Consider the following 24,566-nt stretch of genomic DNA (forward strand, 5'->3'; position numbering starts at 1 on the left):
GTTTGTGGGCCGGGCTAGGTTGAGGCGTATGGCTTCCACGCACGGCGCTGCTGAACAGGCTCAGGTGCTGGTCGCGTCCAATCGCGGCCCGGTTTCGTATCAGATCGACGAGGAGGGATCGCTGCACGCCAGGCGGGGCGGCGGCGGGCTCGTCTCCGGGCTGTCGGCCATCGGGTCCGACGCGGACTCCGTGTGGGTGTGCGCCGCGCTCGGCGACGGCGACCGCGAGGCCGTACGGCGCGCGGCCGGCGCGCTGCTGCCGGCCGGGGACACCGGCGGGCAGCGGGTGCGGATGCTCGGCATCGACGCGGCCGTGCACGCCGAGGCCTACAACGACATCGCCAACTCGGTGCTCTGGTTCGTCCACCACATGCTGTACCAGACCCCGATGGAGCCGGTCTTCGACGCGGAGTTCCGGCGGCATTGGGCGTCCTACCGGGCCTACAACCAGGCGTTCGCCGAGGCGCTGGCCGAGGAGGCCGCCGAGGGCGCGGCGGTGCTGATCCAGGACTACCACCTGGCCCTCGCCCCGCGCATGCTCCGCGAACTCCGCCCCGACCTGCGCATCGGCCACTTCTCGCACACCCCGTGGGCGCCGCCGGACTACTTCCGCCTGCTGCCCGACGACATCGCCGCCGAGCTGCTCGGCGGCATCCTGGGCGCGGACCGCGCGGCGTTCCTCACCCAGCGGTGGGCGGACGCCTTCACCGCCTGCTGTCAGGTGGTCCTCGGGCCCGACGCCGCCGCCGGCACCCGGATCGGGGTGCACGGTCTGGGCGCGGACGCGGACTTCCTGCGCGGGCGCGCCCACCAGGACGACGTGGCCGAACGGATGACGGCACTGCGCGAGGAGATCGGCCGGGGCCCCGACGGGACGGCGCGCAGGACGATCGTCCGGGTGGACCGCACCGAACTGTCCAAGAACATCGTGCGCGGGATGCTGGCCTACCGGCAGCTGCTCGACGACCACCCCGAATGGCGGGAGAAGGTCGTCCACGTGGCGTTCGCGTACCCGTCCCGGCAGGACCTCGCCGTGTACCGCGAGTACACCGCCGGGGTGCGGCGGGTCGCGGACGACATCAACGAGCGGTACGGCACGGCGGGCTGGACCCCGGTCGTCCTGCACGTGAAGGACGACTTCGCCCGCTCGCTGGCCGCCTACCGGCTGGCCGACGTGGCCCTGGTGAACCCCATCCGCGACGGCATGAACCTGGTCGCCAAGGAGGTCCCGGTGGTCTCCGACGAGGGCTGCGCGCTGGTGTTGTCCCGGGAGGCCGGGGCGTACGAGGAGCTGGGCGAGGACGCCATCGTGGTGAACCCGTACGACATCGGGGGGACGGCCGAGGCGCTGCACGCGGCCCTGAGCCTGCCCGTGGCCGAGCGGGCGGAGCGGTCCAAGCGGCTGGCCGCGGCGGCGACCGCGCTGCCGCCGGCACGCTGGTTCCTGGACCAGCTGGACGCCCTACGCGACTGACCCCCGGCACCCGGCACCCCGGACCCGGCGGGGCGGGGGGGCCGACCGCCGGCACCGGTGCCCTGGGGGCTGACCGCCGGTATCCGTGGCTTGGGGAGCCGACGCGGCCGAACCGACCAGCCCACACCCGGCGCCCCTGCCGAACCGACCGGCCGGCACCCGGTGCCCCGGGGAGCCGACCGGCTGGCACCGGCGTTCCGGATAGCCGACCATTCCGGCACCCGGCCCCCCAGGTCCGGCAGGCCGGCGGCCTGCGGACCCGACCGCCAGCACCCCACGCCCCGGCCACGGCCGGGGCACGCCCCGAGGAACTGGCCAGCCCGCACCCGACACCCCAGGAACCGACCAGCTGGCATCCGGCGTTCCGGATAGCCGACCATTCCGGCACCCGGCCCCCCAGGATCCGACAGGCCGACGGCCCGCGGAGCCGAACGCCGACCCCCCGCGCCCCGGACGCGGCCGGGGCGCGCCCCGAGGAACTGGCCAGCCCGCACCCGACACCCGGGCGCCCCCGACCGACCCCTGCGGAGCCGGCACCCTGCCGAACCGACCGACCAGCACCCGGTACTCGGGGGGCTTGACCTGCCCCCGCACCCCGGGCACGGCCGGGGCACGCCCCGAAGAACTGGCCAGCCCGCACCCGACACCCGGGCGCCCCCTGCGGAGCCGGCACCCTGCCGAACCGACCAGCCCACACCCGGCACCCCGAGGAGCCGACCGCCAGCACCCGGCGCCCCTGGGAGCCGACCATTCCGGCACCCGGGCCCAGGATCCGGCAGGCCGGCGGCCTGCGGAGCCGACCGACGACACCCGGCGTTCCGGGTCCTCGTGCCCCGGGGAGCGAGGAGCCAGGGAGCCGGAACCCTGCGGAACCGGGGACCCCGGAGAGCCGGGACCCCGGAGAGCCGGGACCCCGGGGAGCCGGGACCCCGGGGAGCCGGGACCCTGCGGAGCCGGGACCCTGCGGACCGCGGCCCCGGGGAGTTGTTCGGTCGGGTGGGGTTCAGGTCAGCTGGGTCGCCAGTGCCCGTAGTAGTTCCACGACGCCTTCCGGGCCGGCCACCACCAGGTCGGCGCGGTCCGCGAGTTCGGTGACCTCCGTGCTGCCGCTGCACACCAGCAGGCCGGGCGTGCCGGCGGCGCGGAGTTCGTCGACCGCGGCGAAGGCGGGCAGGTCGCCCAGGTCGTCGCCGGCGTAGACGACGCAGCCGGCCCGGGTGGCGCGGGCGTGGTCCAGGAGGGCCACGCCCTTGTCCATGCCCGGCGGGCGCAGCTCCAGGACCAGGCGGCCGGGTTCGACGATCAGGCCGTGCCGGGTGGCGAGGCCGGCGAGCGGGCCGCGCAGGGCCTCGAACGCGGCCTGCGGGTCGGCGGCGCGCCGGGTGTGGACCGCCAGCGCCCGGCCCTTCTCCTCGATCCACGTGCCCTGCCCGGCGCCGGCGCGCTCCAGCAGGCCGGGGAGTTCGGCGCGGGCGGCGGCCACGCCCGGGTGCGGGGGCGGCGCGGTGACCTTGCCGGTGGCCGCCTCCCAGCGTTCGGCGCCGTAGTGGCCGAGGACGGTGAGGTGCTCCAGGCCGGGGACGTCCGCGAAACCGCCGTACCGGACCGCCACCTCGGGCGGCCGGCCGGTGATCACGGCGACGGAGGCCACCTTGGGGGCGAGCGCGGCCAGCGCGGGCACGGCCCCGGGGTGGGCGCGGGCCTGTTCGGGGTCGGCGACGATCGGGGCGAGTGTGCCGTCGAAGTCCAGCCCGATCACGGCGTCACGGGGCCGGGCGAGCAGCGCGGCGAGTCCGTCCCGGCCGGCCTGGGTGGCCGGGAGCGGCAGCGGGTGCAGGGAGTCCGTCGTATGGGTGCCCATACGGCGACCCTATCCACGGAAGGCCGGTCCACTCCTCAGCGTTCGGCGCGCCGCGTCTGCCGGATCCGGCGCAGCCGGTTGACGGTGACCGGGTCGTGGGCCAGGGCCCGCGCGTCGTCCAGGAGGGCGTTGAGGAGCTGGTAGTAGCGGACGGGGGACAGATCCAGCTCCTCGCGGATCGCGCGTTCCTTCGCGCCGGGCCCGGGGAACGCCCGGCGCTCCAGCGCGAGGATGGCCTTCTCGCGGCTGCCCAGTTCCATGGGAGCCACCGTAGCGCCGGGCACCGACAGCCGGGCTAGCCGGCGGTGCCGCTGTCGGCCGCCGTGGCCGTGGACTGGAGGCGGGTCAGGACACCGGAGGGGCTGCCGCCGGGGGCGACGGCCTGCCCGATGTTCTGCTTCACGGCCGCGCTGACCGACGCCCAGGAGGTCTTGCCGACGGGGTACAGCTCGGACGTGGGCAGCTGGTCCAGGAAGGGGCGCAGAACCTTGTCGGAGGCCTTGCCGGACGTGCTCATGGCGGTGGAGGCGGAGCCGGTGACCGGCAGCAGCCCGTACATGCGGGAGAAGGCGAGGACGTTCTTCTCGCTGTACACGAAGTCGAGGAAGTCGCCGATCTGCTCGGCGTGCCCGTTCTGCCGGAAGCCCATCATCCAGTCGGCGACGCCCATGGAGGCCCGGGCCTTGCCGGTGCGGCCCGGCATCGGCACCGTGCCGAACTTCACGCCCTTGCGGCCGGCCTGCTGGATCAGCGTGGGGTGCCCGTTGAGCATGCCGACCTGGCCGTCGGCGAACGCGGCGAAGGCGTCGGCGCGGTTGAGTTTGCCGGGGGCGACGGGGCCGGTCAGGTCCTTGCCGACCAGCTCGTCCTTGAGCCAGGCGAACGTCTGCATGTTCTGCGCGGAGTCGAGGGTGTAGGTGCCGACGTCGTCGGTGTAGCCGCTGCCGCCGCTGAGCAGCCACTGCATGGTCTCGGCCTGGGCCTCCTCGGGGCCGAGCGGCAGGGCGTAGGGGTACTTCACGCCCTTGTCCTTCAGGGCGCGGGCGTCGGCGGCCAGCTGGTCCCAGGTGGTGGGCGGGGTGATGCCGGCCTGGGCGAACAGGGTCTTGTTGTAGAAGAGGACCCGGGTGGAGGCGGCAAACGGTATGCCGTACTGGATGTGCTTCCACTCGCCGGCGTCGGAGAGCTGGGAGAGCAGGTCGGCCTGGGTGCGGATGGAGAGCAGGTCGGAGACCTGGTAGAGCTTGCCGGCCGCGGCGTAGTCGGCGTAGGCGCCGATCTGGGCGAGGTCGGGGGCGTGGCCGGCGTCGACCATCTCCTTGACCTTGCGGTCGACGTCGTTCCACGAGTAGACGCTGACCTCGATCTTCACGCCCGAGTGGTGCGCCTCGTAGTCCTGGGCCAGGTGGTCCCAGTACTTCTTGGAGCTGTTGGCGGCGGAGTCGCCGTAGTCGGCGGCGACGAGTCTGAGCGTCACGTCGGAGGAGCCCGTGCTCCCGCAGCCGCCGAGAACCGCCGTCATGCCCAGTGCGGACACCACCGCGATCGTTCCTGCCGTACGCCGACGCACCCTCGAAACCCCAATCCTGCTGTCTGACCGTTCGATATATGGACACGTAAGGTCTACACCACGTGAGTGGACTAGACCTTTCTCGGGTGGGAGGGTCACACTAGGGCCCGTGGTGAGACATGTCATCGCCCTCGACGTGGGCGGTACCGGGATGAAGGCCGCCCTCATCGGCGACGACGGCGCCCTGCTGCACCGCGCCCGCCGCGCCACCGGCCGCGAGCGCGGCGCCGAGGCGGTGATCGAGGGCATCCTCGCCTTCGCCGCCGACCTGCGCGCCTACGGCGTCGAGCACTACGGCGCACCGGCCGCCGCGGCCGGCATCGCCGTCCCCGGCATCGTCGACGACGCACAGGGCACCGCCGTCTACTCCGCCAACCTCGGCTGGAAGGACGTACCCCTGCGGGCCCTGCTCACCGACCGGCTCGGGATGCCCGTCGCCCTCGGCCACGACGTGCGCACCGGCGGACTCGCCGAGGGCCGCATCGGCGCGGGCCGGGGCGCGGACCGGTTCCTGTTCGTGCCGCTCGGCACCGGGATCGCCGGCGCCATCGGCATCGACGGCCGGGTGGAGGCCGGCGCGGACGGCTTCGCGGGCGAGATCGGCCACATCCGGGTACGCCCCCACCAGGGCGTCGCCTGTCCCTGCGGGCAGTACGGCTGCCTGGAGCGGTACGCCTCCGCGTCCGCCGTCAGCGCGGCCTGGGCCGCCGCCTGCGGGAACCCGGACGCGGACGCCGCGGACTGCGCCCGGGCCGTCGTGTCCGGCGACCCGAACGCCGTCCGGGTCTGGCAGGAGGCGGTGGACGCGCTCGCCGACGGCCTGGTCACCGCGCTCACCCTGCTGAACCCCCGCACCATGATCATCGGTGGCGGGCTCGCCGAAGCGGGGGAAGTGTTGTTCCAGCCGCTGCGGGACGCCGTCCGGCAACGGGTCACCTTCCAGAAACTGCCCACCATCGTCCCCGCCGCCCTCGGCGACAGTGCCGGCTGCCTGGGCGCCGGCCTGCTCGCCCGGGACCTGCTGACGACCACCACTCCCACGACTCCGGAGGTAAGCACCTGATGGCAACCGAGCGGGAAACTCCGGCCCCGGACAGCGCCCCGCGAGGGACGCGGGACGGCGGGGATCCGCGGCCCGGCCGCGGGGCGCGGATCGCCACGGCGGACCCGCAGGTGCTGACCGGCGCTCACGTGGTGCTCCCCACCGGAGTCGTGCGCGACGGCCGGCTGGCCGTGGACGGCACCCGCATCGCCGCCACCGCCCCGGCCGGCGCGCGGGTCGTCGACGTCACCGGCCACTGGCTGGTGCCCGGCTTCGTCGACATCCACAACCACGGCGGCGGCGGCGCCGCCTTCTCCGGCACCGCCGAGGAGATCCTCACCGCCGTCCGCACCCACCGGCGGCACGGCACCACCACCCTCGTCGCCTCCATGGTCACCGACGAGATGGACCTGCTCGCCCGCCAGGCCGGCCTGCTCAGCGAGCTGGCCGAACAGGGCGAGATCGCCGGCATCCACTTCGAGGGGCCTTTCATCGCGCCGTGCCGCAAGGGCGCGCACGCCGAGGACCTGCTGCGCGACCCCGACCCGGCGGACGTCCGCAAACTGATCGACGCGGCGCGCGGCAAGGCCAAGATGGTCACCCTCGCCACCGAACTGCCGGGCGGCATCGACTCCGTGCGGCTGCTCGCCGAGCACGGGGTGATCGCGGCGATCGGCCACACGGACGCCAGCTACGAGCAGACGGTGGAGGCCATCGACGCGGGGGCCACGGTCGCCACCCACCTCTTCAACGCCATGCCCGGCCTGAACCACCGCACCCCCGGCCCCATCGCCGCCCTGCTGGAGGACGAGCGGGTCACGGTGGAGCTGATCAACGACGGCACGCACCTGCACCCCGCCGCGCTGGAGCTGGCCTTCCGGCACGCCGGCGCCGACCGGGTCGCGTTCATCACCGACGCCATGGACGCGGCCGGCATCGGCGACGGCCGCTACATGCTCGGCCCCATGGAGGTCGAGGTCAGCGACGGCGTGGCCCGGCTCGTGCACGGCGGCTCGATCGCCGGCTCCACCCTCACCCTGGACCGCGCGTTCCGGCGGGCGGTCACCGTCGACCGGCTGCCGGTGGAGGACGCCGTCACCGCGCTGTCCGCCAACCCGGCCCGGCTGCTCGGCCTCTCCGACCGCATCGGCTCCCTGGAGCCCGGCAAGGACGCCGACCTGGTCCTGCTGGACGCCGGCTTCCACGTGAAGGGCGTCATGCGCCGGGGCGAATGGGTGGTAGCTCCCCAACTGCCCTGATCTGCAACCCCGTCGGGGAGGCGGCCGGCGCCCGCGCACTGGGCCGGCCGCCGTCTCTTTGGCATGATCGTGTCCCCGGAAACCGCGCAGGGACGTCGAGGGGAGGTCGGCCCGGGTGATCCTCACGGTCACGCTGAACACCGCTCTCGACCTCACCTATCGGGTGCCGTCGCTGCGTCCGCACACCTCGCACCGGGTCTCGGAGGTCGTCGAGCGGCCCGGCGGCAAGGGCGTGAACGTGGCCCGGGTGCTGGCCGCGCTCGGGCACGAGGTGACGGTCACCGGGTTCGCGGGCGGCCCCACCGGACAGGTGCTGCGGGAGCGGCTGGCGGGCGTGCCCGGGCCGGTGGACGCGCTGGTCCCGGTCGCCGGGGCGACCCGGCGCACCATCGCGGTCGTCGACGAGCGGTCCGGCGACACCACCCAGCTCAACGAACCCGGCCCGCAGATCGCCCCGGCCGAGTGGGGCGCCTTCCTGGACCGTTACGAGGAACTGCTGGCCGGCGCCTCGGCGGTGGCGCTGTGCGGCAGCCTGCCGCCGGGGGTGCCGGTGGGGGCGTACGCGACGCTCGTACGGACGGCGCGCGCCCTCGGTGTCCCCGTCCTGCTGGACACCAGCGGCGAGCCGCTGCGCCGCGGCGTCGCCGCGCGCCCCGACGTCATCAAGCCCAACGCCGACGAACTGGCCGAACTCACCGGATCCCACGAGCCGTCACGCGCCACCCAGGACGCCCGCCGACGGGGCGCCCGCGCGGTCGTGGCCTCCCTCGGCGCGGACGGCCTGCTCGCCGTCACCCCCGAGGGCCGCTGGCGCGCCGCCCCGCCCGCCCGCGTCCACGGCAACCCCACCGGCGCGGGCGACGCTGCGGTGGCCGGCCTGCTCTCGGCCCTGGTGGAGAACCTCCCCTGGCCGGCCCGCCTGACCCGAGCGGTAGCCCTCGCGACGGCAACGGTCCACGCACCGACAGCGGGCGACCACGACCCCGCGCTCTACGCGGAACTGCTGCAACGGGTGGCGGTGACGGGGGAGTTCAGCGCGGCCTAGGCAGGCCGTGTCGTCGAACGGCACCACCTAGGCAGAGCGGCGCAGCGCCCGGCGGAACCGGGTCAGCTCGTGACCTGGCCCTTCTTGATCCACATCTGGTCGATCAGGACGTTGCACTTGTCACCCGGCTGGCAGGAGACGGCGATGGTGTTGGACCCCTTCTGGAGGGTCAGCCACGCGTAGGACTTGGTCCAGCCCTTGTCGAAGGCACCGTCGGGGGCGCTGCGCCAGTTCTTCAGACCCAGCTTGCCGCCGTAGGGCTTGCCGTCGACGGTGACCGACATGGACTGGTCCTGGCCGCTGGTGCTGTAGTTGACGAAGAGGGTGTACGGGCCGTCCTCGGGAATGTCGCTGACCGTCCAGGTCACCGAGGCGCCGACCTGGTTGAGCCCGCCCACGTAGCTGCCGTCCGCGGACCGTGCCCCGGAGACGTCCGAGGCTCCGGCGGCGCCGCCGGCCAGCTGGAGGCTCTTGTCGGCGCCGTCCACCTTCGGCAGCTCGCCCGGCGTCGGTTTGCCGCTGCCGGACGGGCTCGGGGAGTGCGGCTGCGGCTGGGTCGGGGAGGTTCCCGCCTGGTTGCCGGACTTGTCGTCGTCCGTGTGGCCGTTGATCATCGCGATGCCGATGCCGATGACGACCGCGGCGACCACCGCGACCGCGCCGATCAGCAGGCCCTTGGTGTTCGGGCCGCGCCGGCCGGACGTGGGCCGCGCCGGCGGGCGGCCGGACTGCGCGCCGCCGGGCAGCGTCTCGGGGGCCTGGTAGTGGGCGCTCGGCTGACCGTGGGAACCCTGCTGCGCGGCCTGCGGCGGCTGGCCGTACGACACCTGCTGGCCGTAGGTGCGCTCGCCGACCGCGCGGACCCTGCTGACCGAGTTCGGATAGCCGTAACCGCCGCCGGAGGGCGGCTGGGCTCCCCGGGCCTGGCCGTCTGCGTACAGGTAGCCGAACGGGTCGTCGTCCTCGGGCGGGCTCGCGCCGTTGTCGCCGGGCGTCATCCCTTGGGTACTCCTCAACAGGTGCGGGCGGATGCGGTACGGATTTGAATGGCGAGCCTACCCGCTCTCACTCACCCAAACGGGTGACCCGGACCGCATCAACCCGCTGACCTGCGGGTCATCCGGCGCGGCGATGCTGTTTGGGACGAGATCGTTTCTCTACGTACATCCGCTCGTCAGCGGATTTCAGCACCTCGTCCGCCGTCATGCCGCAGTGCGCCCAGCCGATGCCGAAGCTCGCGCCCACCCGGACCGCCCGGCCCTCGGCGCGGATCGGCTGGATGATCTCGTTGCGCAGCCGGACGGCGAGGTCCTGCGCGTCGGCCCGGCCGAGGCCGTCGGCGAGGATCACGAACTCGTCGCCGCCGAGCCGGGCGACCGTGTCACCGTCCCGGACGCCGTTGCTCAGCCGCCGGGCCACCTCGATGAGGACCGCGTCACCCGCGTTGTGCCCGAAGCGGTCGTTGATCGACTTGAAGCCGTCGAGGTCGCAGAAGAGGACGGCGAGGCCCTTGGTGCCGTCGTCGCGGCCCTCCTCGGGGGCGGCGGTGTGCACATGGTGGTCGTAGGCGTCGAACGCCTCCGTGTCCGGCGCGAAGTCGAAGCCGTGTCCGGCCGGCGCGTCGAAGGCGGGGTGGCCGTAGGCCGCGTCCAGGGACTCCAGGGCGCCGGCCTGCGCGGGCCGCTGGCAGAGCCGGGCCGCCAGGCGTGAGCGCAGCTCGGCGGAGTTCGGCAGGCCGGTCAGCGAGTCGTGGGAGGCGCGGTGGGCGAGCTGGAGCTCGCGGCGCTTGCGTTCCTCTATGTCCTCGACGTGGCTGAGCAGGAAGCGGGGGCCGTCGGCGGCGTCCGCGACGACGCTGTTGCGCAGGGACACCCACACGTACGTGCCGTCCCGCCGGCCGAGCCGCAGCTCCGCCCGCCCGCCCTCGGCGGAGGTGCGCAGCAGGGTGCCGATGTCCTCGGGGTGGACGAGGTCGGCGAAGGAGTAGCGGCGCATCGCGGAGGCGGGCCGGCCCAGCAGCCGGCACAGGGCGTCGTTGGTGCGCAGGATGCGGCCGTGCTGGTCGCCGCCCATCTCGGCGATGGCCATGCCCGAGGGGGCGTACTCGAAGGCCTGCCGGAAGGATTCCTCGCTGGCGCGCAGGGCCTGCTGCTCGCGCTCCAGGCGGACCAGGGCCCGCTGCATGTTGGCCCGCAGGCGCGCGTTGCTGATCGCGATGGCGGCCTGGAAGGCGTACATCTGCAACGCCTCGCGGCCCCAGGCGCCGGGGCGGCGGCCGTTGCGCGGGCGGTCGACGGATATGACCCCGAGCAGGTCGCCGCAGGAGCCGCCCTGCACGCCCGGGGTGTACATGGGCGCGAAGAGCCGGTCGGAGGGGTGCCACTCGTCCTCGAAGCGCGGCGCGGGTCCGTCGGTGTACCACTGGGGGACGTCGTCGTCGTCGAGGACCCAGCCCTCGGTGTGCGGTATGAACACGAGGTCGCCCCAGCGTTCGCCCATGCCCAGCCGCCGGTCCCAGGAGTCCCGGGAGCCGGCCCGGCCGGTGATCAGGGCCTCGGCGGCGGAGTTCCCGGAGAAGGCGGCGACGACGAGGTCTCCGTCGGGGCGCACCAGGTTGACGGCCGCCATCTCGTATCCCAGGGCGCCCACGACACCGTCCGCGACGGTCTGCAACGTGTCCGCCAGGCTGCGTGCCGTGTTCATGTCGGCCATGACCTGGTGCAGCTGTCGCAGGGACGCAAGACGGACGTACGGCTCCGACTCGGCCTCCATGCTCGCCCTCCCCCCGAGACCTCGCAGCGAATCAAGGGTTTGTCTTCGGCGCTTCCTTACGATGGCTCTCGCGTTGGCTCCGACGTGTACTCGTACGGCTCTCCGCCACTGAATCACAGCGCGCTGCCCACTCGGTACACAGGGTCAACAATTACTGCCTCCTGTGACTCAAGTCACAGAAGAACGTGAACAATTGAGTGGAGTTTCTGCGTTTCTCCCGTGCGCATTCCGAACACGGAGTGTGCGGTCGCGCTCCATCCTGCACGACCCGCGCACACCGCGTGCAGGGTCGATATACGGGCGGTGTACGCCCGCGTGCGCCGCTGGTCCTAGGACCCGGCTCGGGCGGAGGGCCGATGCGCCCGGCGCGGCGGGGACACTAGCGTTTCCGGCGTGCTGAAGACTCCCTCCCCCATCACCCCCCTGCCTCCCGGGCATGCTGAGGGGGTGAGCAACGACGAGTTCCGGGCCGCGATGTCCCGGCTGGCCGCGGGCGTAGTGCTGGTCACCGCGCAGGAACCGCCGCTCGACCCCGACGACCCCGACGCGCCGGGCATGGAGGACGTCGGCATGACCGCCACCGCCTTCATGTCGGTCTCCCTCGACCCGCCGCTGGTCCTGGTCAGCCTGCGTGAGGGCTCCCGCATGGACGACCTGCTCGCCGAGCAGCCGCTGTGGGCGGTGTCCGTCCTCGCCGAGAGCCAGCGGCACATCGCGGGCCGCTTCGCCATGAAGGGCCGCATCAGCGACCGGCTGCTCTTCGAGGACATCCCGTACGTCCGCGGCGAGGTCACCGGCGCCCCGCTGGCCGGGGGCGCGCTGGCCACCCTGGAGTGCCGTACCGAGCAGCGGGTGGCCGCCGGGGACCACACACTGGTCGTCGGCCGGGTCCTCACCGCGCGGGTGCCCAGCGCGGAGGGCGGCCCGCTGCTGTACTTCCGCGGCCGGTACCGGCAACTGGACTGAGCCGCCGCCGCGGATTGCATGGCCCGGGTACGGGGGCCCGGCTAACCCCAGTCCCGGCCCGTGCGTCCGCGCTTGGTCTGGGCGCGCTGCTTCTTCTCCCGCAGCCGGCGTTCGTTGATGCCGCGCGGGATGCGGGTGGCTCTGCGGGGCTTCGGCGGCGGCGCGGTGGCCTCGGCGAGGAGGGCGGCCAGGCGTACGGCGGCGGTCTCGCGGTTGCGCCACTGGGAGCGGTGCTCGGAGGCCCGTACGGACAGCACCCCGTCGACGAGGCGGCCGGCGAGCCGCTGGAGCGCCCGCTCCTTCCACACGTCGGGCAGGGCCTCGGTCCCGGCGAGGTCGAAGCGCAGCTCCACTTGCGAGTCGGTGGTGTTGACGTGCTGTCCGCCGGGCGCGGAGGACCTGGAGAAACGCCACGTCAGCTCGGCCTCGGGAAGCGAGACGGAGCCGCGGATGAGGTAGGGCCCGGACATGTATGCCATGTTCCCGGTCCCGCGGGGTGCACGTCACCTGGATTTCCGGTTCGGTAAAAAAGGTAAAGGCATCCGGAACCACCGGGACGCCCCCCGACGTTGTTCCGGGTGACGGTAGCTTCGTCGATAGCTTCATCGGCACAGATGTGCCGGTATGCACGGGTAACTAGGGAAGGGACTCCCAACATGGCTGTAAGCCTGTCCAAGGGTGGCAACGTCTCGCTCACCAAGGAGGCTCCGGGCCTGACGGCCGTCACCGTGGGCCTCGGCTGGGACGTCCGCACCACCACCGGCACGGACTTCGACCTGGACGCCTCCGCGATCGCGGTCAACGCGGAGGGCAAGGTCTACTCGGACGCCCACTTCGTCTTCTTCAACAACAAGCAGACCCCGGACAGCTCCATCGTCCACACGGGCGACAACCGCACGGGCGAGGGCGCCGGCGACGACGAGGCGATCAACGTCAACCTGGCCGCGCTCCCGGCCGACATCGACAAGATCGTCTTCCCGGTCTCCATCTACGACGCCGAGAACCGCGGCCAGAACTTCGGCCAGGTCCGCAACGCCTACATCCGCGTCGTCAACCAGGCCGGCAGCGCCGAGATCGCGCGCTACGACCTCTCGGAGGACGCGGCCACCGAGACGGCCATGGTCTTCGGCGAGCTGTACCGCAACGGCGCGGAGTGGAAGTTCCGCGCGGTGGGCCAGGGTTACGCCTCGGGCCTGGTGGGCATCGCCCAGGACTTCGGCGTGAACGTCTGACGCCCTCCGCGCGTCCGCCGGGACCGGTGGCGTCGCCCTTCCCGGGCGCACGCCGCCGGTGCCGTGCTCTCAGGGGTGGCGCGGCTTGCCGTCGCCGTACAGCCAGTCCTTCCAGATCTCGCCGAAGTCCTTGTCCGGGGCCTTCTTCTCCACGTACGCGGTGAACTCCGCGGTGCTCGCGGTGCCGTGGCGGTGTGCGGCGGCCCAGCCCTGGATGATGCCGTAGAAGGTGTCGTCGCCGGTCGTGCGGCGGATCTTCTCCAGGACCATCGCGCCGCGCTGGTAGACCGGGCTGTCGGAGATGTGCGCGGCGCTGGACGGCTTCGCCGGCGGGAAGGCCCAGATCTCCTCGTGGTCCCCGTCGTAGTAGCCGGTGAAGGTCTCCCGGGTGCTGGGGCCGCCGTGGTCCTCCTCGTACAGCCACTCCGCGTAGGTGGCGAAGCCCTCGTTGAGCCACATGTCCCGCCAGGACGCGGGGGTGACCGAGTCGCCGTACCACTGGTGGGCGAGTTCGTGCACGAGCGTGGAGGTGTCGGGGGCGCCGGGGAAGACGGGGCGCGTCTGGGTCTCCAGGGCGTACCCGGCGTCGGCCGGGCGGTCGACGATCGCGCCGGCGGAGGAGAAGGGGTACGGCCCGAAGTTGTACTCCTCCCACGCGATGATGTCCGGGATCTTCGCGAGCACCTTGGCGCTCGCCCCGGCCTGGGCGGGATCGACCGCGGTGACGACGGGCAGGCCGTGCGGGCCGGTGGTGCGGGCGATGTCGTAGTGGCCGATTGCGACGGTGGCGAGGTAGCTCGCCATGGGCTGGGCGGTGTGCCAGTGGTAGGCCGTACGGCCGCCCTTCGTGCTCCGGTCCGTCAGCTCGCCGTTGGACACGGCCTGGAGACCCTTCGGCACGGTGACGGTGATGTCGTAGGACGCCTTGTCGGCGGGGTGGTGGTTGCCGGGGAACCAGGCCATGGAGCCGACCGGTTCGCCGAGGCCGAGGGCGCCGTCGGCGGTGGGCAGCCAGCCCTCCTTGGAGCCGTCGGGGTCGGTGAGGGTGCGCGGGGTGCCCGAGTAGCGCACGGTCGTGCGGAACGTCTCACCGTCGCTGAGGCCGTCGTGCGGGCGGACGGTGAGCTCCCGGCCGCCGCGGCTCCAGCGGGCGGCCCTGCCCTCGACGGTGACCGAGTCGACGTGCAGCCCGGCCAGGTCGAGGTCGAACGCGGACAGCTCCTGGGTGGCCCGGGCGGTGATGACGGCCGTGCCGGTGAGATGGCGGGTGCCCGGGGTGTAGTCCAGCGTGAGGGCGTAGTGGCCGACGTCGTAGCCGCCGTTGCCGGCCTGCGGGAAGTACGGGTCGTGCACGCCGGACCCGCCCGCGGTGCCCTGTGTGCCGCCGTCGCACGCGGTGCCGGTGACGGCGAGGAGAAGCAGGGCGGCGACGGCCGGGACACAACGCACCGATCTGGACATGTCAGTGATCCTAGGCGGCGGGACGCACCGCGGACGGGCTCGGGCGGACCGCCGTGACACCATCTCTTCCGTGCTCGACATCGGCTACGCCCTCTCCAACCGGTTCCCGGACCCGCCGCAGACCGACTACCGCCGCGCGGACGTCCACGCGCTGCGGCACGACCTGTTCTGCGGGGACGTGTACCTCGCGGACACCGAGGCGGACCGGGAGCTGTCCACGGCCTGGGGATGGGTACCGGTGCTGGACTTCGCGTGGGCGCTGTGCGACATCGTGGAGCAACTGGACCGGGACCCGATGGGCTCCCGCGCCGCCCGCCCGCAGCGGGCCGAACTGGACTTCACCGAGTCCAGCGACGCGCTGATCTTCGAGCGCCGCTTCGGCTGGGTGGAGATCACCTCCGACTGGCAGCCGGCCGAGGAGTCCCCGCTGACCTTCGCCCACACCGAACTCCGGCGCGAGGCCCGCGACTTCCTGCACGACCTGATCGCGGACCTCACCGACCTCCACGAGGACCTGGCGGAGAACCCGGCCCTGTGGACCCTCCAGGCCCGCTTCCCCCGGGTGCCGTGACCCCAGCGGCTCAGCCCTCGACCCGGATCCCCAGCCCCGCCGCCAGCGCCGGAGCCAGGTCCAGCAGCTGACCGGTGCTGATGACCGCCCCCGAGAGGCGGTCCAGGCCGCGGGCCACGTCCAGGGGGGCGGCACCGCGCAGGTCCACGTCCGTCAGGGTCGCGCCACCGAAGTCGGCGCCCCGCAGCGCGCAGTCGGTGAACTCCACCCGCTCCAGCCGCGCACCGGCGAAGTCCGGCTCGACCAGGACACAGGACTCGAAGACGACGTCCTTCAGGCGGGCCTCGCGCAGATTCAGATAGTCGATCTTGCCGCCGCGGATGACGACCCGTTCCAGCACCGCGCCGTGCAGCTGGGTGCCGCCCAGGCGCGGGTCGGCCAGCTCCACGTCGCGGAACGTGGCCTCGGCGAGCTGTGTGCCGACACCCCGCAGCCCGGTCAGCACCGAGTCCAGCACGCGGGCCCGGCCCAGCGCCGTGCCGTCCACCACACAGCCCGTCAGCGCGCAGTCCATGAACCGGGCGCCCATGCCGTCCTGCCCGGCCAGGTCCAGCTCACGGAACTCCAGCCCGTCATAGTCACCGTCCGGCTCCAGCTCCGGTCCGGCCCAGGGTTCCAGGGCCGGCAGCCGCACCTCCGGCCGCCGCGCGCCCCGCACCGCCGCCCGCACCCCTGCCCGCTCCGCCGGCCCGCCGCCCGCCGCTCGTCTCACCATGCCCCCATGCTGCACCCCGCCACTGACAACCGCCCCGGACCGGCGGGAGGAGGCACCGGGCGGCGGCCGGCGCCGATGTCACGTTCCGCGGGGCCGGGCCGTCGTACAGGCGGACCAGGTGAACCGACCCGGGGAGACCCCATGCACCGCATCACCGTCATCGGCGGCGGCTTCGCCGGACTCACCGCCGCGATCACCGCGGCCGAGGCAGGCGCCAGGGTCACCGTGTACGAGGCCCGCCACATGCTGGGCGGCCGGGCCCGCACCGCCGCGGGACCGTACCGGACCGGCGAGGGACCGCACTCCTTCCACGCCGGCGGCCCGCACTGGGCCTGGCTGCGGCAGCGGGAGCTGACCGGTCCCCTCGCCGCCCTGCCGCCCCTGGAGGCCACCCGGCTGCGCCTGCGCCACCACGGCGTCCTGCGCCGCACCCCGCCCTTCGCGCTCCTCAAGCTGCTGCGGCCCCGGCTCGGCCCGGCCCCCGTCGACGCCGACTTCCTCGGCTGGGCGACCGGTATCGCCGGCGAGGAGGGCGCCCGGGCCGCCGCCCACTACGCGGCGGCGGCCCTGTTCCACCACGACCCGGGCAGCCTGTCCGCCGCGTTCGTGCAGGAGCGTCTGCGCCGGGCCACCGCGCTGCCGCCGGAGGCGCACCACCCGCGCGGCGGCTGGGGCGCGGTCGTCGACCGGATGGCGGCGCGGGCCTGGAACATGGGCGTACGGATCGAGACCGGGGCCCGGCTGGACGACCTGCCGGGCGGCGCCCCCGTCGTCGTCGCCACCTCCCTGCCCGCCGCCCGGCGCCTGCTGCGCGACCCCGCGCTGACCTGGCCCAGCGGCCGTACCGTCCTGCTCGACCTCGCCCTGCGCACCCGGCGCGGGGACGCCTGTGCCGTGGGCGACCTGGACGCGCCCGGCCGGCTGGAGCGGTTCACGGCGTGGGACCCGGCCCTCGCCCCGGCCGGGGAACAGCTGCTCCAGGGCCAGTTCCCGGTCGGTCCCGACGAGACCCGGGCCGACGGGCTCACCCGCGCCGGACACCTGCTGGACCTGGCGTTCCGGGACTGGCGGCAGCGGGTGACCTGGCGGCGGGTGGCCCTGGCGGACGGCCGTACGGGAGCCGTGGACCCGCCGGGCCGCACCTGGCGCGACCGGCCCGCCGTGGACCGCGGCGACGGCGTCTACCTCGCGGGCGACCAGGTGGCCGCCCCGGGCGTGCTGTCGGAGGTGTCCTTCAACAGCGCGGTGACCGCGGTGTCCCTGATCCTCGGCCGGCCCGCCCGCGACCTCAAGAAGGCCTGAGCAGGCCCGGGCAGGCCGGCACCCAGGAGAAGCCGGGGCCCCGCCCCCACCCGGATGCGGCCCCTGCCGAACCATGGTGTCCTGGCGAGATGAGTGCCGGCCGAACGGGTGAGCCCCCGGCGGCGCCGGCCACCCCGGCGGACGGAGCCGATCCGCACCGCTGGTGGGGGCTCGTCGTCATCGCCCTCGCGCAGCTCATGGTCGTCCTCGACGCGACGATCGTGAACATCGCGCTGCCGTCCGCCCAGCACGCCCTGCACATGTCCGACGGCAACCGGCAGTGGGTGATCACCGCCTACACCCTCGCCTTCGGCGGACTGCTCCTGCTCGGCGGCCGGATCGCCGACCTCATCGGCCGCAGACGCGGCTTCGTCATCGGGCTCGGCGGCTTCGCCGTCGCCTCCGCGCTCGGCGGCGCGGCCACCGGCTCCGGCATGCTCTTCGGCGCCCGCGCGCTCCAGGGCGCCTTCGCCGCCCTCCTCGCCCCGTCCGCGCTGTCCCTGCTGACGACGACGTTCACCGACCCGCGCGAGCGCGGCAAGGCCTTCGGCATCTACGGCGCCCTCGCCGGCAGCGGTTCGGCGATCGGGTTCATCGTCGGCGGCCTGCTCACCGAGTACCTGAACTGGCGCTGGTGCCTCTACGTCAACGTGCCCATCGCGATCGCCGCCGTCCTCGGGGCCCTGGCCCTGCTCCACGACCGTCCCGGCCACACCGGCGTCCGCCTCGACGTACCCGGTGCCGTCCTCGGCTGCGGCGGACTGGTGGCGATCGTCTACGGCTTCAGCGAGGCCGAACCGCGCGGCTGGACCGACCCGCTGGTCCTCGCCCTGTTCGCGGCCGGTGCCCTCCTGCTCACCGCGTTCGTCCGGTGGCAGGCCCGGGCGCCCAGCCCGCTCCTGCCGCTGCACATCATCCGGGACCGCGACCGCGCGGGCTGCTTCCTCACCATGATGCTCGCGGTGATCGGCATGTTCGGGCTGTTCCTGTTCATGACCTACTACCTCCAGGACATCCTCGGCTACTCACCCGTCCGGGCCGGGCTGGCCTTCCTGCCGTTGACCGCCGCGATCATCACCGGGTCCACCCAGATCTCCGCGCGCCTGCTGCACCGCGTGGCACCACGCCTGCTCATGGTGCCGGGCATGCTGCTCGCCGCCGCCGGCCTGCTCCTCCTGACCCGGATGACCGTCCACTCCACGTACACCGGCGAGATCCTCCCCGCCCTGCTGCTGCTGGGCCTCGGCATGGGCCTGACCTTCATGCCGGTGTTCGCCACCGCCACCTCCGGCGTCGCACCCCGCGACGCCGGAGTGACCTCAGCGACCGTCAACACCTCGCAGCAGGTCGGCGGCTCCATCGGTACGGCGCTGCTCAACACGGTCGCCACGACCAGCAGCGCCGGCTACGTCGCCGCGCATCTGCGCAGCCCGGCCGCCAGGGCCACCGTCGTCCCGGCGGGCGTGGTGCACGGCTACACGGTCGCCATCGGGTGGGCGGCCGTCGTGATGCTCCTGGCGGGCCTGGTGGCGGGGCTCATGGTGACGGCCGCGGCGCCCGGGTACGGGACACCGGCCGACGCGCCGGTACCGGAGTCGGTACCCTGACCGGCCCGGCCGGCAGAGGGGTTCAGCGCTCCGTCCCGGCGAGTCCCGCCAGCGCCCCGTCCGTGAGCCGGTACACCGTCCACTCGTCCTGCGGGCGGGCGCCGAGCGCCTCGTAGAAGCCGATCGCGGGCCGGTTCCAGTCCAGCACCGCCCACTCCAGCCGCTCGTAGCCGCGCTCCACGCAGATGCGCGCCAGCTCGGCCAGCAGGGCCCGGCCGTGCCCGCCGCCGCGCGCGGCGGGACGGACGTACAGGTCCTCCAGGTAGATGCCGTGCGCCCCGCGCCACGTGGAGAAGTTCAGGAACCACAGCGCGAAACCGACCGGCTCCCCGCTCACGTCGTCCACGGCCAGGTGCGCGAAGGCGGCCGGCCGCTCCCCGAACAGCGCCTCCCGCAACTGCCCGGCATCGGCCCGCACCTCCTCCAGCGACCTCTCGTACTCGGCCAGTTCACGGACGAGGGCGTGGATGACGGGAACGTCGGCGGGGGTCGCGGTGCGAATCATGGGGGGAGGTTAACCGGCCGGTCCCCCGGGTCTCAGTGCCGTCCCGCCACCCGGTCCGCCACCTTGGCCAGGCGGGAGGACTCCGTGCCGGGACGGAGGCGTTCGCGCCGGTCGGCGGCGCGGTAGGTGGCGTACATGCCCTGGACGCCGAGCCAGCGGAAAGGTTCCGGCTCCCATCTGCGGACCTTGTGGTTCACCCAGGGCAGGTCCGTCAGTTCCGTGCGGCCGCCCTGGCCGGAGTCCTGCTGGACCAGGTCGCGCAGGGTGCGGGCGGCCAGGTTGGCGGTGGCGACGCCGGAGCCGACGTAGCCGCCCGCCCAGCCGAGGCCGGTGGAGCGGTCCAGGGTGACCGTGGCGCACCAGTCGCGCGGGACGCCCAGCACCCCCGACCACGCGTGGGCCACCCGCGTGCCCGCCAGCGACGGGAAGAAGCGGGTGAGGATCTCCCGCAGGGCCTCGACGGTCGCCTCCTGGGTGCGGCCGTCGTTGTCGGTGCGCGAGCCGAAGCGGTACGGCACCCCGCGCCCGCCGAGCGCGATCCGGCCGTCGGCGGTGCGCTGGGCGTACATGTAGGCGTGGGCCATGTCGCCGAGGGTCTCCCGGCCGTCCCAGCCGATCGCCGCCCACTGCTCCTCCGTCAGCGGCTCGGTGGCGATCATGGACGAGTTCATCGGCAGCCAGGTCCGCCGCTGGCCCTTGAGGGAGGCCGTGAAGCCCTCGGTGCAGCGCAGAACGTAGGGGGCGCGGACGGTGCCGTACGGGGTCACGGCGTGCTTGGGCCGGATCTCCGTCACCGGTGTCGACTCGTGGACGGTCACGCCGAGCGCCTCCACCGCCGCCGCGAGCCCCTTGACCAGCTTCACCGGGTGCAGCCGGGCCCCGTGCGGGGTCCAGGCCGAGCCGACCGCGTCCGCGACCCGGATCCGCGCGGCCGTCTCCCGGGCGCCGTACAGCTCCCGGTCCGTCTCGCCGTACGCCAGCTCGTGCTCGTGGAAGGCCCTCAGCCGCGCCAGCTGGGCCGGTGTGGTCGCCACTTCCAGCACCCCGCCCCGGTGCACGTCGGCGTCGATGCCCTCCGCGCCGGCCACCGCGACGACCTCGGCCACGGTGTGGTTCATCGCCTTCTGCAAGCGGACGGCGGCCTCACGGCCGTGCAGCTTCGCGTACCGGTCCCGGCCGGCGATGCCGTTGTAGAGCCAGCCGCCGTTGCGCCCGGAGGCGCCGTAGCCGCAGAACTTCTGCTCCAGGACGGTGATCCGCAGGAAGGGGGCCGCCTTCTTCAGGTAGTACGCCGTCCACAGGCCCGTGTATCCGCCGCCGACGATGACGACGTCCGCGGAGGCGTCCTGGGACAGCGGCTCCCGTACCGCCGGAAGACCGTCGTCCGCGTACCAGAAGGAGATCCCGCCGTTCACGACACTGCTCGCCGAGCTGCTCATGGCCGGGACGTTAACCCCTGAGCCCGGCCAGTGTCTCCTTCGGATTCCATGCTTTTCCACGGCCCCTGACCAGCGGATAGCAGGCCAGCCCGATCAGCGCCGCCACGAAGTGACCGAAATCCGTGAACGTCGGGGCGGCCGCCAGCGGCAGCCCCGACACGGCCAGCACCGCCACCAGGTACCCGTACCGCCAGGGCACCGCGATCCGGTACGCCAGCACCGCGATCACCCCCGCCAGCGCGTAGCTCACCCCGATGTCCAGGGCGTCGAACGCCGAGCGCGGCGCGATGCCCTCCCGGATCGCCCTCAGCAGCACCCCCTCGCTGACCAGCGAGGCCAGGACGTGTGCGAGCACGCAGACCGCCAGCCAGCGGAGCGTCCCCAGCCACCGCTCAGCCGGCGCGTGGAACACCGTGTACAGGAAGAGGTACGGCACCCAGTTCCCGCCCTCGATCCACAGCGCGCTCACCACCAGCACCCGCACCGGGCTGCTCGACAGCTCGTGCAGGTTCGTCGACCGGTGCCGCAGGAAGTGCTCCTCGAACTCCGGCGGCACGTGGTGCAGGACGACCGTCGTGACGAACAGGATCCCCAGCCACACGTACGTGCCGGGAGCGGCGCGGACGTACGCCCGCACCTTGCGCACACCCAGCCGAGATCGCATGCACCGATTCAGCCACAACCGGCATCGCCCGGCACGTGATCGACATCCCCTGCGATCCCCGGCACACCTGCCGGCCCTCCGGCCGGACGTGAGAAAAGCCCAGGCGGGAAAGGCCGCCCGGGCTGTCGGAGCCCCCTGTCGGATTCGAACCGACGACCTACGCATTACAAGTGCGTTGCTCTGGCCGGACTGAGCTAAGGAGGCATGCACGCGCGCGTGGCAGCGCCGTGCCAGTGCAGTGTACCCAGGTCCCGGAGCGGCTCCGCGGGGAATTTTCCCGAAGGTCACAGGGGCCCGGGTACTGACAGAGCGAGTGAACGGCGGGTACCGTCTCGATCCGGTTCACTCACGTGGACTACACCAACCACCTTCCTACAACGGATCGTCCGGCACGTTCCTGCCGGTAGAAGGGGTCCATTCACCATGGCCACTGTCACGTTCGACAAGGCGACCCGGATCTACCCGGGTTCCACCAAGCCCGCCGTCGACTCGCTGGAGATCGCGATCGAGGACGGCGAGTTCCTCGTCCTGGTCGGCCCGTCGGGTTGCGGCAAGTCCACCTCCCTGCGGATGCTCGCGGGTCTGGAGGACGTCAACGGCGGCACCATCCGCATCGGTGACCGCGACGTCACGCACCTGCCGCCCAAGGACCGGGACATCGCCATGGTGTTCCAGAACTACGCGCTGTACCCGCACATGACGGTCGCCGACAACATGGGCTTCGCGCTGAAGATCGCCGGCGTCAACAAGGCGGAGATCCGGCAGAAGGTCGAGGAGGCCGCGAAGATCCTCGACCTCAGCGAGTACCTGGACCGCAAGCCGAAGGCGCTCTCCGGCGGTCAGCGCCAGCGTGTCGCCATGGGCCGCGCGATCGTGCGCGAGCCGCAGGTCTTCCTCATGGACGAGCCGCTGTCCAACCTGGACGCCAAGCTCCGCGTCTCCACCCGTACGCAGATCGCCTCCCTCCAGCGCCGCCTCGGCATCACCACCGTGTACGTCACCCACGACCAGGTCGAGGCCATGACGATGGGCGACCGCGTGGCGGTGCTCAAGGACGGTCTGCTCCAGCAGATCGACTCGCCGCGGAACATGTACGACAAGCCCGCGAACCTCTTCGTCGCCGGCTTCATCGGCTCCCCCGCCATGAACCTGGTCGAGGTGCCGATCACCGACGGCGGCGTGAAGTTCGGCAACAGCGTCGTCCCCGTCAACCGGGACGCGCTGAAGGCCGCCGCCGACAAGGGCGACCGCACCGTGACCGTCGGCGTCCGTCCCGAGCACTTCGACGTGGTCGAGCTGGGCGGCGGCGCCGCCACGGCCCTGACGAAGGACAGCGCGGACGCGCCGGCCGGTCTGGCCGTCTCCGTGAACGTCGTCGAGGAGCTGGGCGCCGACGGCTACGTCTACGGCACCGCCGAGGTCGGCGCCGAGGTCAAGGACCTGGTCGTCCGCGTCAACGGACGTCAGGTCCCGGACAAGGGCGCCACGCTGCACGTCGTGCCGCGGCCGGGCGAGATCCACGTGTTCTCCACGTCCACCGGTGAGCGGCTGACCGACTGACGGCACCACTCGTACGGCCAGGGGCCCCGCGCGCACGGCGTGCGGGGCCTCTGCCGCGTGCGGGGGGCGATACCCCGGCGCAGTAGTCGTTCCGGGCGGCGGGCGTCAACCCGTTACCCCGAAAGCGCCGTCATCTCATCCCCCATAAGAGTGACGGATTGTCGCCATGTCACTACCGGACGCTACCCTCACACGCGTGAAGCACTCCACCACCCCACAGACGCGACGCGGCCACCGGGGCGGCCCTGCCCGCCGGATCGGCCGCACACTCGCCCTCGTCCTGCCCGTCTTCCTGGTGCTCTCCGGAACCCTCGCGGTCACCCGGGTCAACTGGACGGGGAGCCCCTCCAGCTCGGTGCTGGCCGCCTCCGACGTCTCGTCGGCCGTGGTCCCCGTCAGGAAGGCCGCCGCCCAGGCGCCGCAGGACGTGCTCCGCGACCACCTGATGACCGAACTCCAGGAGAAGAACCCCGGGGTCGTCCTCACGCACCTCCAGCAGGCCGTCAACGGACATCCGGCGCTGGCACGGCACTGCTCCTCCATCGCCCGAGCCCTCGGCAGGGCCGCGGTGGGCATCTACGGCGCCTCGCGTGCCCAGTCCTACGCCCGCCCGGTGTGTGACACGGCCTTCGCCTCGGGCGTCCTGGCCGCGCACAGCTGAGCACCGGCGGGCACCGGGCAACCGCACCCCAAGAGCGTGTTGCCGCTCGCACCCGGCGGTGGGGCGCCACGTACAGTGCCGTCATGACCCATCCGAGCGCCGCGTCGCGCCCCACTCAAGCCGTGGTCCTGGCCGGTGGCCAGGGCTCCCGGCTGCGCCCGTACACCGATGACCGGCCCAAGCCGATGGTCGAGATCCCCGGCACGGGAACGCCGATCATCGGCCATCAGCTCACCTGGCTCGCCGAGGAAGGCGTCACGGACGTGGTCGTCTCGTGCGGTCACCTCGCCGACGTCCTGGAGAAGTGGCTGGACTCGGCCGACCTGCCGGTCTCCGTCACCACCGTCGTGGAGAGCGAGCCGCTCGGCCGCGGCGGCGGCCTGCGGTACGCGGCCGCGCGCCTCCCCCACCCCGAACGGCCCTGGTACGCCACGAACGGCGACATCTGGACGCGGTTCTCCCTGCGCGACATGGCCGACTTCCACACGGAGCGGGACGCGGTGGCCACCCTGGCGCTGGCCCGGCCGCGGATCCCCTGGGGCGCGGTGAGGACCGACGGGTTCGGGCACATCACCGACTTCATCGAGGCGCCGCCGTCGACGTTCGAGATCAACGCGGGCGTGTACGTCTTCTCCCCCGAGTTCTCCGCGATGCTCCCCGAGCGCGGGGACCACGAGCGGACCACGTTCCCGCGGCTGGCCCGGGAGAAGCGGCTCGCGGGTTTCACCATTCCGCACGGGTCCTACTGGCGGGCCATCGACACGGCCAAGGACCTCACGGAGGCCGCCAAGGAGCTGGCGGCGCTCGGACGGTAGCCGGGGGGCCGGAGCGCCGGGTGCGCCGCCGGCCTCACGACCGCC

Annotated in this window: 23 protein-coding genes and 1 tRNA gene; 12 read left to right on the forward strand and 12 right to left on the reverse strand. The window is 73.2% G+C overall.

The annotated features are described in order from the left end of the window. The first annotated feature begins 28 nt into the window (after positions 1-28). Complete coding sequence (locus ABZ117_RS06380) at positions 29-1,474, forward strand: trehalose-6-phosphate synthase (RefSeq protein ID WP_356817930.1); 1,446 nt, start codon at positions 29-31, stop codon at positions 1,472-1,474. Positions 1,475-2,477: 1,003 nt separating this feature from the next. Here the strand turns inward: ABZ117_RS06380 and otsB are convergent. The 3 genes from otsB to ABZ117_RS06395 are packed head-to-tail and all read right to left on the reverse strand — an operon-like array spanning position 2,478 to position 4,875. After that, the gene (gene otsB, locus ABZ117_RS06385) at positions 2,478-3,335 is read right to left on the reverse strand and encodes a trehalose-phosphatase (protein WP_356817932.1); all 858 of its coding nucleotides are present in this window, start codon (positions 3,333-3,335) and stop codon (positions 2,478-2,480) included. A 35-nt stretch (positions 3,336-3,370) separates the two neighbouring features. After that, positions 3,371-3,595 (reverse strand): DUF3263 domain-containing protein, encoded by a 225-nt coding sequence (locus ABZ117_RS06390; protein WP_121788170.1) that lies wholly within the window; start codon positions 3,593-3,595, stop codon positions 3,371-3,373. A gap of 35 nt (positions 3,596-3,630) precedes the next feature. Beyond that, positions 3,631-4,875, reverse strand: a complete 1,245-nt coding sequence (locus ABZ117_RS06395) for an extracellular solute-binding protein (protein ID WP_356817934.1) — start codon at positions 4,873-4,875, stop codon at positions 3,631-3,633. A 142-nt stretch (positions 4,876-5,017) separates the two neighbouring features. On the opposite strand from ABZ117_RS06395, the gene ABZ117_RS06400 reads away from it, so the two are divergent. The 3 genes from ABZ117_RS06400 to ABZ117_RS06410 all read left to right on the forward strand — a co-directional run bounded on the left by ABZ117_RS06400 (position 5,018) and on the right by ABZ117_RS06410 (position 8,251). Beyond that, positions 5,018-5,968, forward strand: coding sequence for an ROK family protein (locus tag ABZ117_RS06400; RefSeq protein WP_356818171.1), 951 nt, complete (start codon positions 5,018-5,020; stop codon positions 5,966-5,968). 110 nt (positions 5,969-6,078) lie between these two features. Further along, positions 6,079-7,206, forward strand: a complete 1,128-nt coding sequence (gene nagA, locus ABZ117_RS06405) for an N-acetylglucosamine-6-phosphate deacetylase (protein ID WP_356818173.1) — start codon at positions 6,079-6,081, stop codon at positions 7,204-7,206. A 115-nt stretch (positions 7,207-7,321) separates the two neighbouring features. Continuing rightward, positions 7,322-8,251, forward strand: a complete 930-nt coding sequence (locus ABZ117_RS06410) for a 1-phosphofructokinase family hexose kinase (RefSeq protein ID WP_356817936.1) — start codon at positions 7,322-7,324, stop codon at positions 8,249-8,251. Positions 8,252-8,313: 62 nt separating this feature from the next. Here ABZ117_RS06410 and ABZ117_RS06415 read toward each other — a convergent pair whose 3' ends face one another. Beyond that, a complete protein-coding gene (locus tag ABZ117_RS06415) occupies positions 8,314-9,249 on the reverse strand; it encodes a carbohydrate-binding protein (RefSeq protein WP_356817937.1) in 936 nt (311 codons plus the stop codon). A 118-nt stretch (positions 9,250-9,367) separates the two neighbouring features. Continuing rightward, the gene (cdgB, locus tag ABZ117_RS06420) at positions 9,368-11,023 is read right to left on the reverse strand and encodes a diguanylate cyclase CdgB (RefSeq protein ID WP_356817939.1); all 1,656 of its coding nucleotides are present in this window, start codon (positions 11,021-11,023) and stop codon (positions 9,368-9,370) included. Between the two features lie 396 nt (positions 11,024-11,419). Here cdgB and ABZ117_RS06425 point away from each other — a divergent pair, with 396 nt between their 5' ends. Beyond that, on the forward strand, positions 11,420-11,989 hold the full coding sequence (locus ABZ117_RS06425; RefSeq protein ID WP_356818175.1) for a flavin reductase family protein: 570 nt from the start codon (positions 11,420-11,422) through the stop codon (positions 11,987-11,989). Positions 11,990-12,030: 41 nt separating this feature from the next. Here ABZ117_RS06425 and arfB read toward each other — a convergent pair whose 3' ends face one another. Further along, the gene (gene arfB / locus ABZ117_RS06430) at positions 12,031-12,468 is read right to left on the reverse strand and encodes an alternative ribosome rescue aminoacyl-tRNA hydrolase ArfB (protein ID WP_356817941.1); all 438 of its coding nucleotides are present in this window, start codon (positions 12,466-12,468) and stop codon (positions 12,031-12,033) included. Positions 12,469-12,645: 177 nt separating this feature from the next. Here arfB and ABZ117_RS06435 point away from each other — a divergent pair, with 177 nt between their 5' ends. Further along, entirely contained in the window at positions 12,646-13,221 is a 576-nt protein-coding gene (locus tag ABZ117_RS06435) for a TerD family protein (RefSeq protein ID WP_356817943.1), read from the forward strand. Between the two features lie 69 nt (positions 13,222-13,290). Here the strand turns inward: ABZ117_RS06435 and ABZ117_RS06440 are convergent, their stop codons facing one another. Next, entirely contained in the window at positions 13,291-14,682 is a 1,392-nt protein-coding gene (locus ABZ117_RS06440) for a M1 family metallopeptidase (RefSeq protein ID WP_356817945.1), read from the reverse strand. Positions 14,683-14,752: 70 nt separating this feature from the next. On the opposite strand from ABZ117_RS06440, the gene ABZ117_RS06445 reads away from it, so the two are divergent. Continuing rightward, complete coding sequence (locus tag ABZ117_RS06445; RefSeq protein ID WP_356817947.1) at positions 14,753-15,253, forward strand: hypothetical protein; 501 nt, start codon at positions 14,753-14,755, stop codon at positions 15,251-15,253. Between the two features lie 10 nt (positions 15,254-15,263). On the opposite strand, the gene ABZ117_RS06450 is transcribed toward ABZ117_RS06445, so the two are convergent. Then, positions 15,264-15,968, reverse strand: a complete 705-nt coding sequence (locus tag ABZ117_RS06450; protein ID WP_356817948.1) for a pentapeptide repeat-containing protein — start codon at positions 15,966-15,968, stop codon at positions 15,264-15,266. 141 nt (positions 15,969-16,109) lie between these two features. Between ABZ117_RS06450 and ABZ117_RS06455 the strand changes: the two genes are divergently transcribed. Together ABZ117_RS06455 and ABZ117_RS06460 are read left to right on the forward strand one after the other, a co-directional pair. Continuing rightward, entirely contained in the window at positions 16,110-17,270 is a 1,161-nt protein-coding gene (locus tag ABZ117_RS06455) for an FAD-dependent oxidoreductase (protein ID WP_356817950.1), read from the forward strand. 89 nt (positions 17,271-17,359) lie between these two features. Then, positions 17,360-18,877 (forward strand): MFS transporter, encoded by a 1,518-nt coding sequence (locus ABZ117_RS06460; protein ID WP_356817952.1) that lies wholly within the window; start codon positions 17,360-17,362, stop codon positions 18,875-18,877. 22 nt (positions 18,878-18,899) lie between these two features. Here ABZ117_RS06460 and ABZ117_RS06465 read toward each other — a convergent pair whose 3' ends face one another. The 4 genes from ABZ117_RS06465 to ABZ117_RS06480 form a co-directional block, all read right to left on the reverse strand. Then, entirely contained in the window at positions 18,900-19,382 is a 483-nt protein-coding gene (locus ABZ117_RS06465) for a GNAT family N-acetyltransferase (RefSeq protein ID WP_356817954.1), read from the reverse strand. Between the two features lie 32 nt (positions 19,383-19,414). After that, a complete protein-coding gene (locus ABZ117_RS06470) occupies positions 19,415-20,821 on the reverse strand; it encodes an FAD-dependent oxidoreductase (protein WP_356817956.1) in 1,407 nt (468 codons plus the stop codon). 10 nt (positions 20,822-20,831) lie between these two features. Then, the gene (locus ABZ117_RS06475; RefSeq protein ID WP_356817958.1) at positions 20,832-21,485 is read right to left on the reverse strand and encodes a rhomboid-like protein; all 654 of its coding nucleotides are present in this window, start codon (positions 21,483-21,485) and stop codon (positions 20,832-20,834) included. 129 nt (positions 21,486-21,614) lie between these two features. Next, positions 21,615-21,689: transfer RNA gene (locus ABZ117_RS06480), tRNA-Thr, on the reverse strand. Between the two features lie 219 nt (positions 21,690-21,908). Between ABZ117_RS06480 and ugpC the strand changes: the two genes are divergently transcribed. From ugpC to ABZ117_RS06495, 3 genes are all read left to right on the forward strand, one after another. Continuing rightward, a complete protein-coding gene (gene ugpC / locus ABZ117_RS06485; RefSeq protein ID WP_356817960.1) occupies positions 21,909-23,045 on the forward strand; it encodes a sn-glycerol-3-phosphate ABC transporter ATP-binding protein UgpC in 1,137 nt (378 codons plus the stop codon). A gap of 196 nt (positions 23,046-23,241) precedes the next feature. Beyond that, positions 23,242-23,706, forward strand: coding sequence for a hypothetical protein (locus tag ABZ117_RS06490; RefSeq protein WP_356817962.1), 465 nt, complete (start codon positions 23,242-23,244; stop codon positions 23,704-23,706). A gap of 83 nt (positions 23,707-23,789) precedes the next feature. Further along, positions 23,790-24,521 carry a nucleotidyltransferase family protein gene (locus ABZ117_RS06495; RefSeq protein ID WP_356817964.1) on the forward strand — a complete coding sequence of 244 codons (732 nt, stop codon included), beginning with the start codon at positions 23,790-23,792 and terminating at the stop codon, positions 24,519-24,521. The last annotated feature ends 45 nt before the right edge of the window (positions 24,522-24,566 follow it).

The organism is Streptomyces sp. NPDC006309, from assembly GCF_040613095.1.
Classification (GTDB): Bacteria; Actinomycetota; Actinomycetes; order Streptomycetales; family Streptomycetaceae; genus Streptomyces.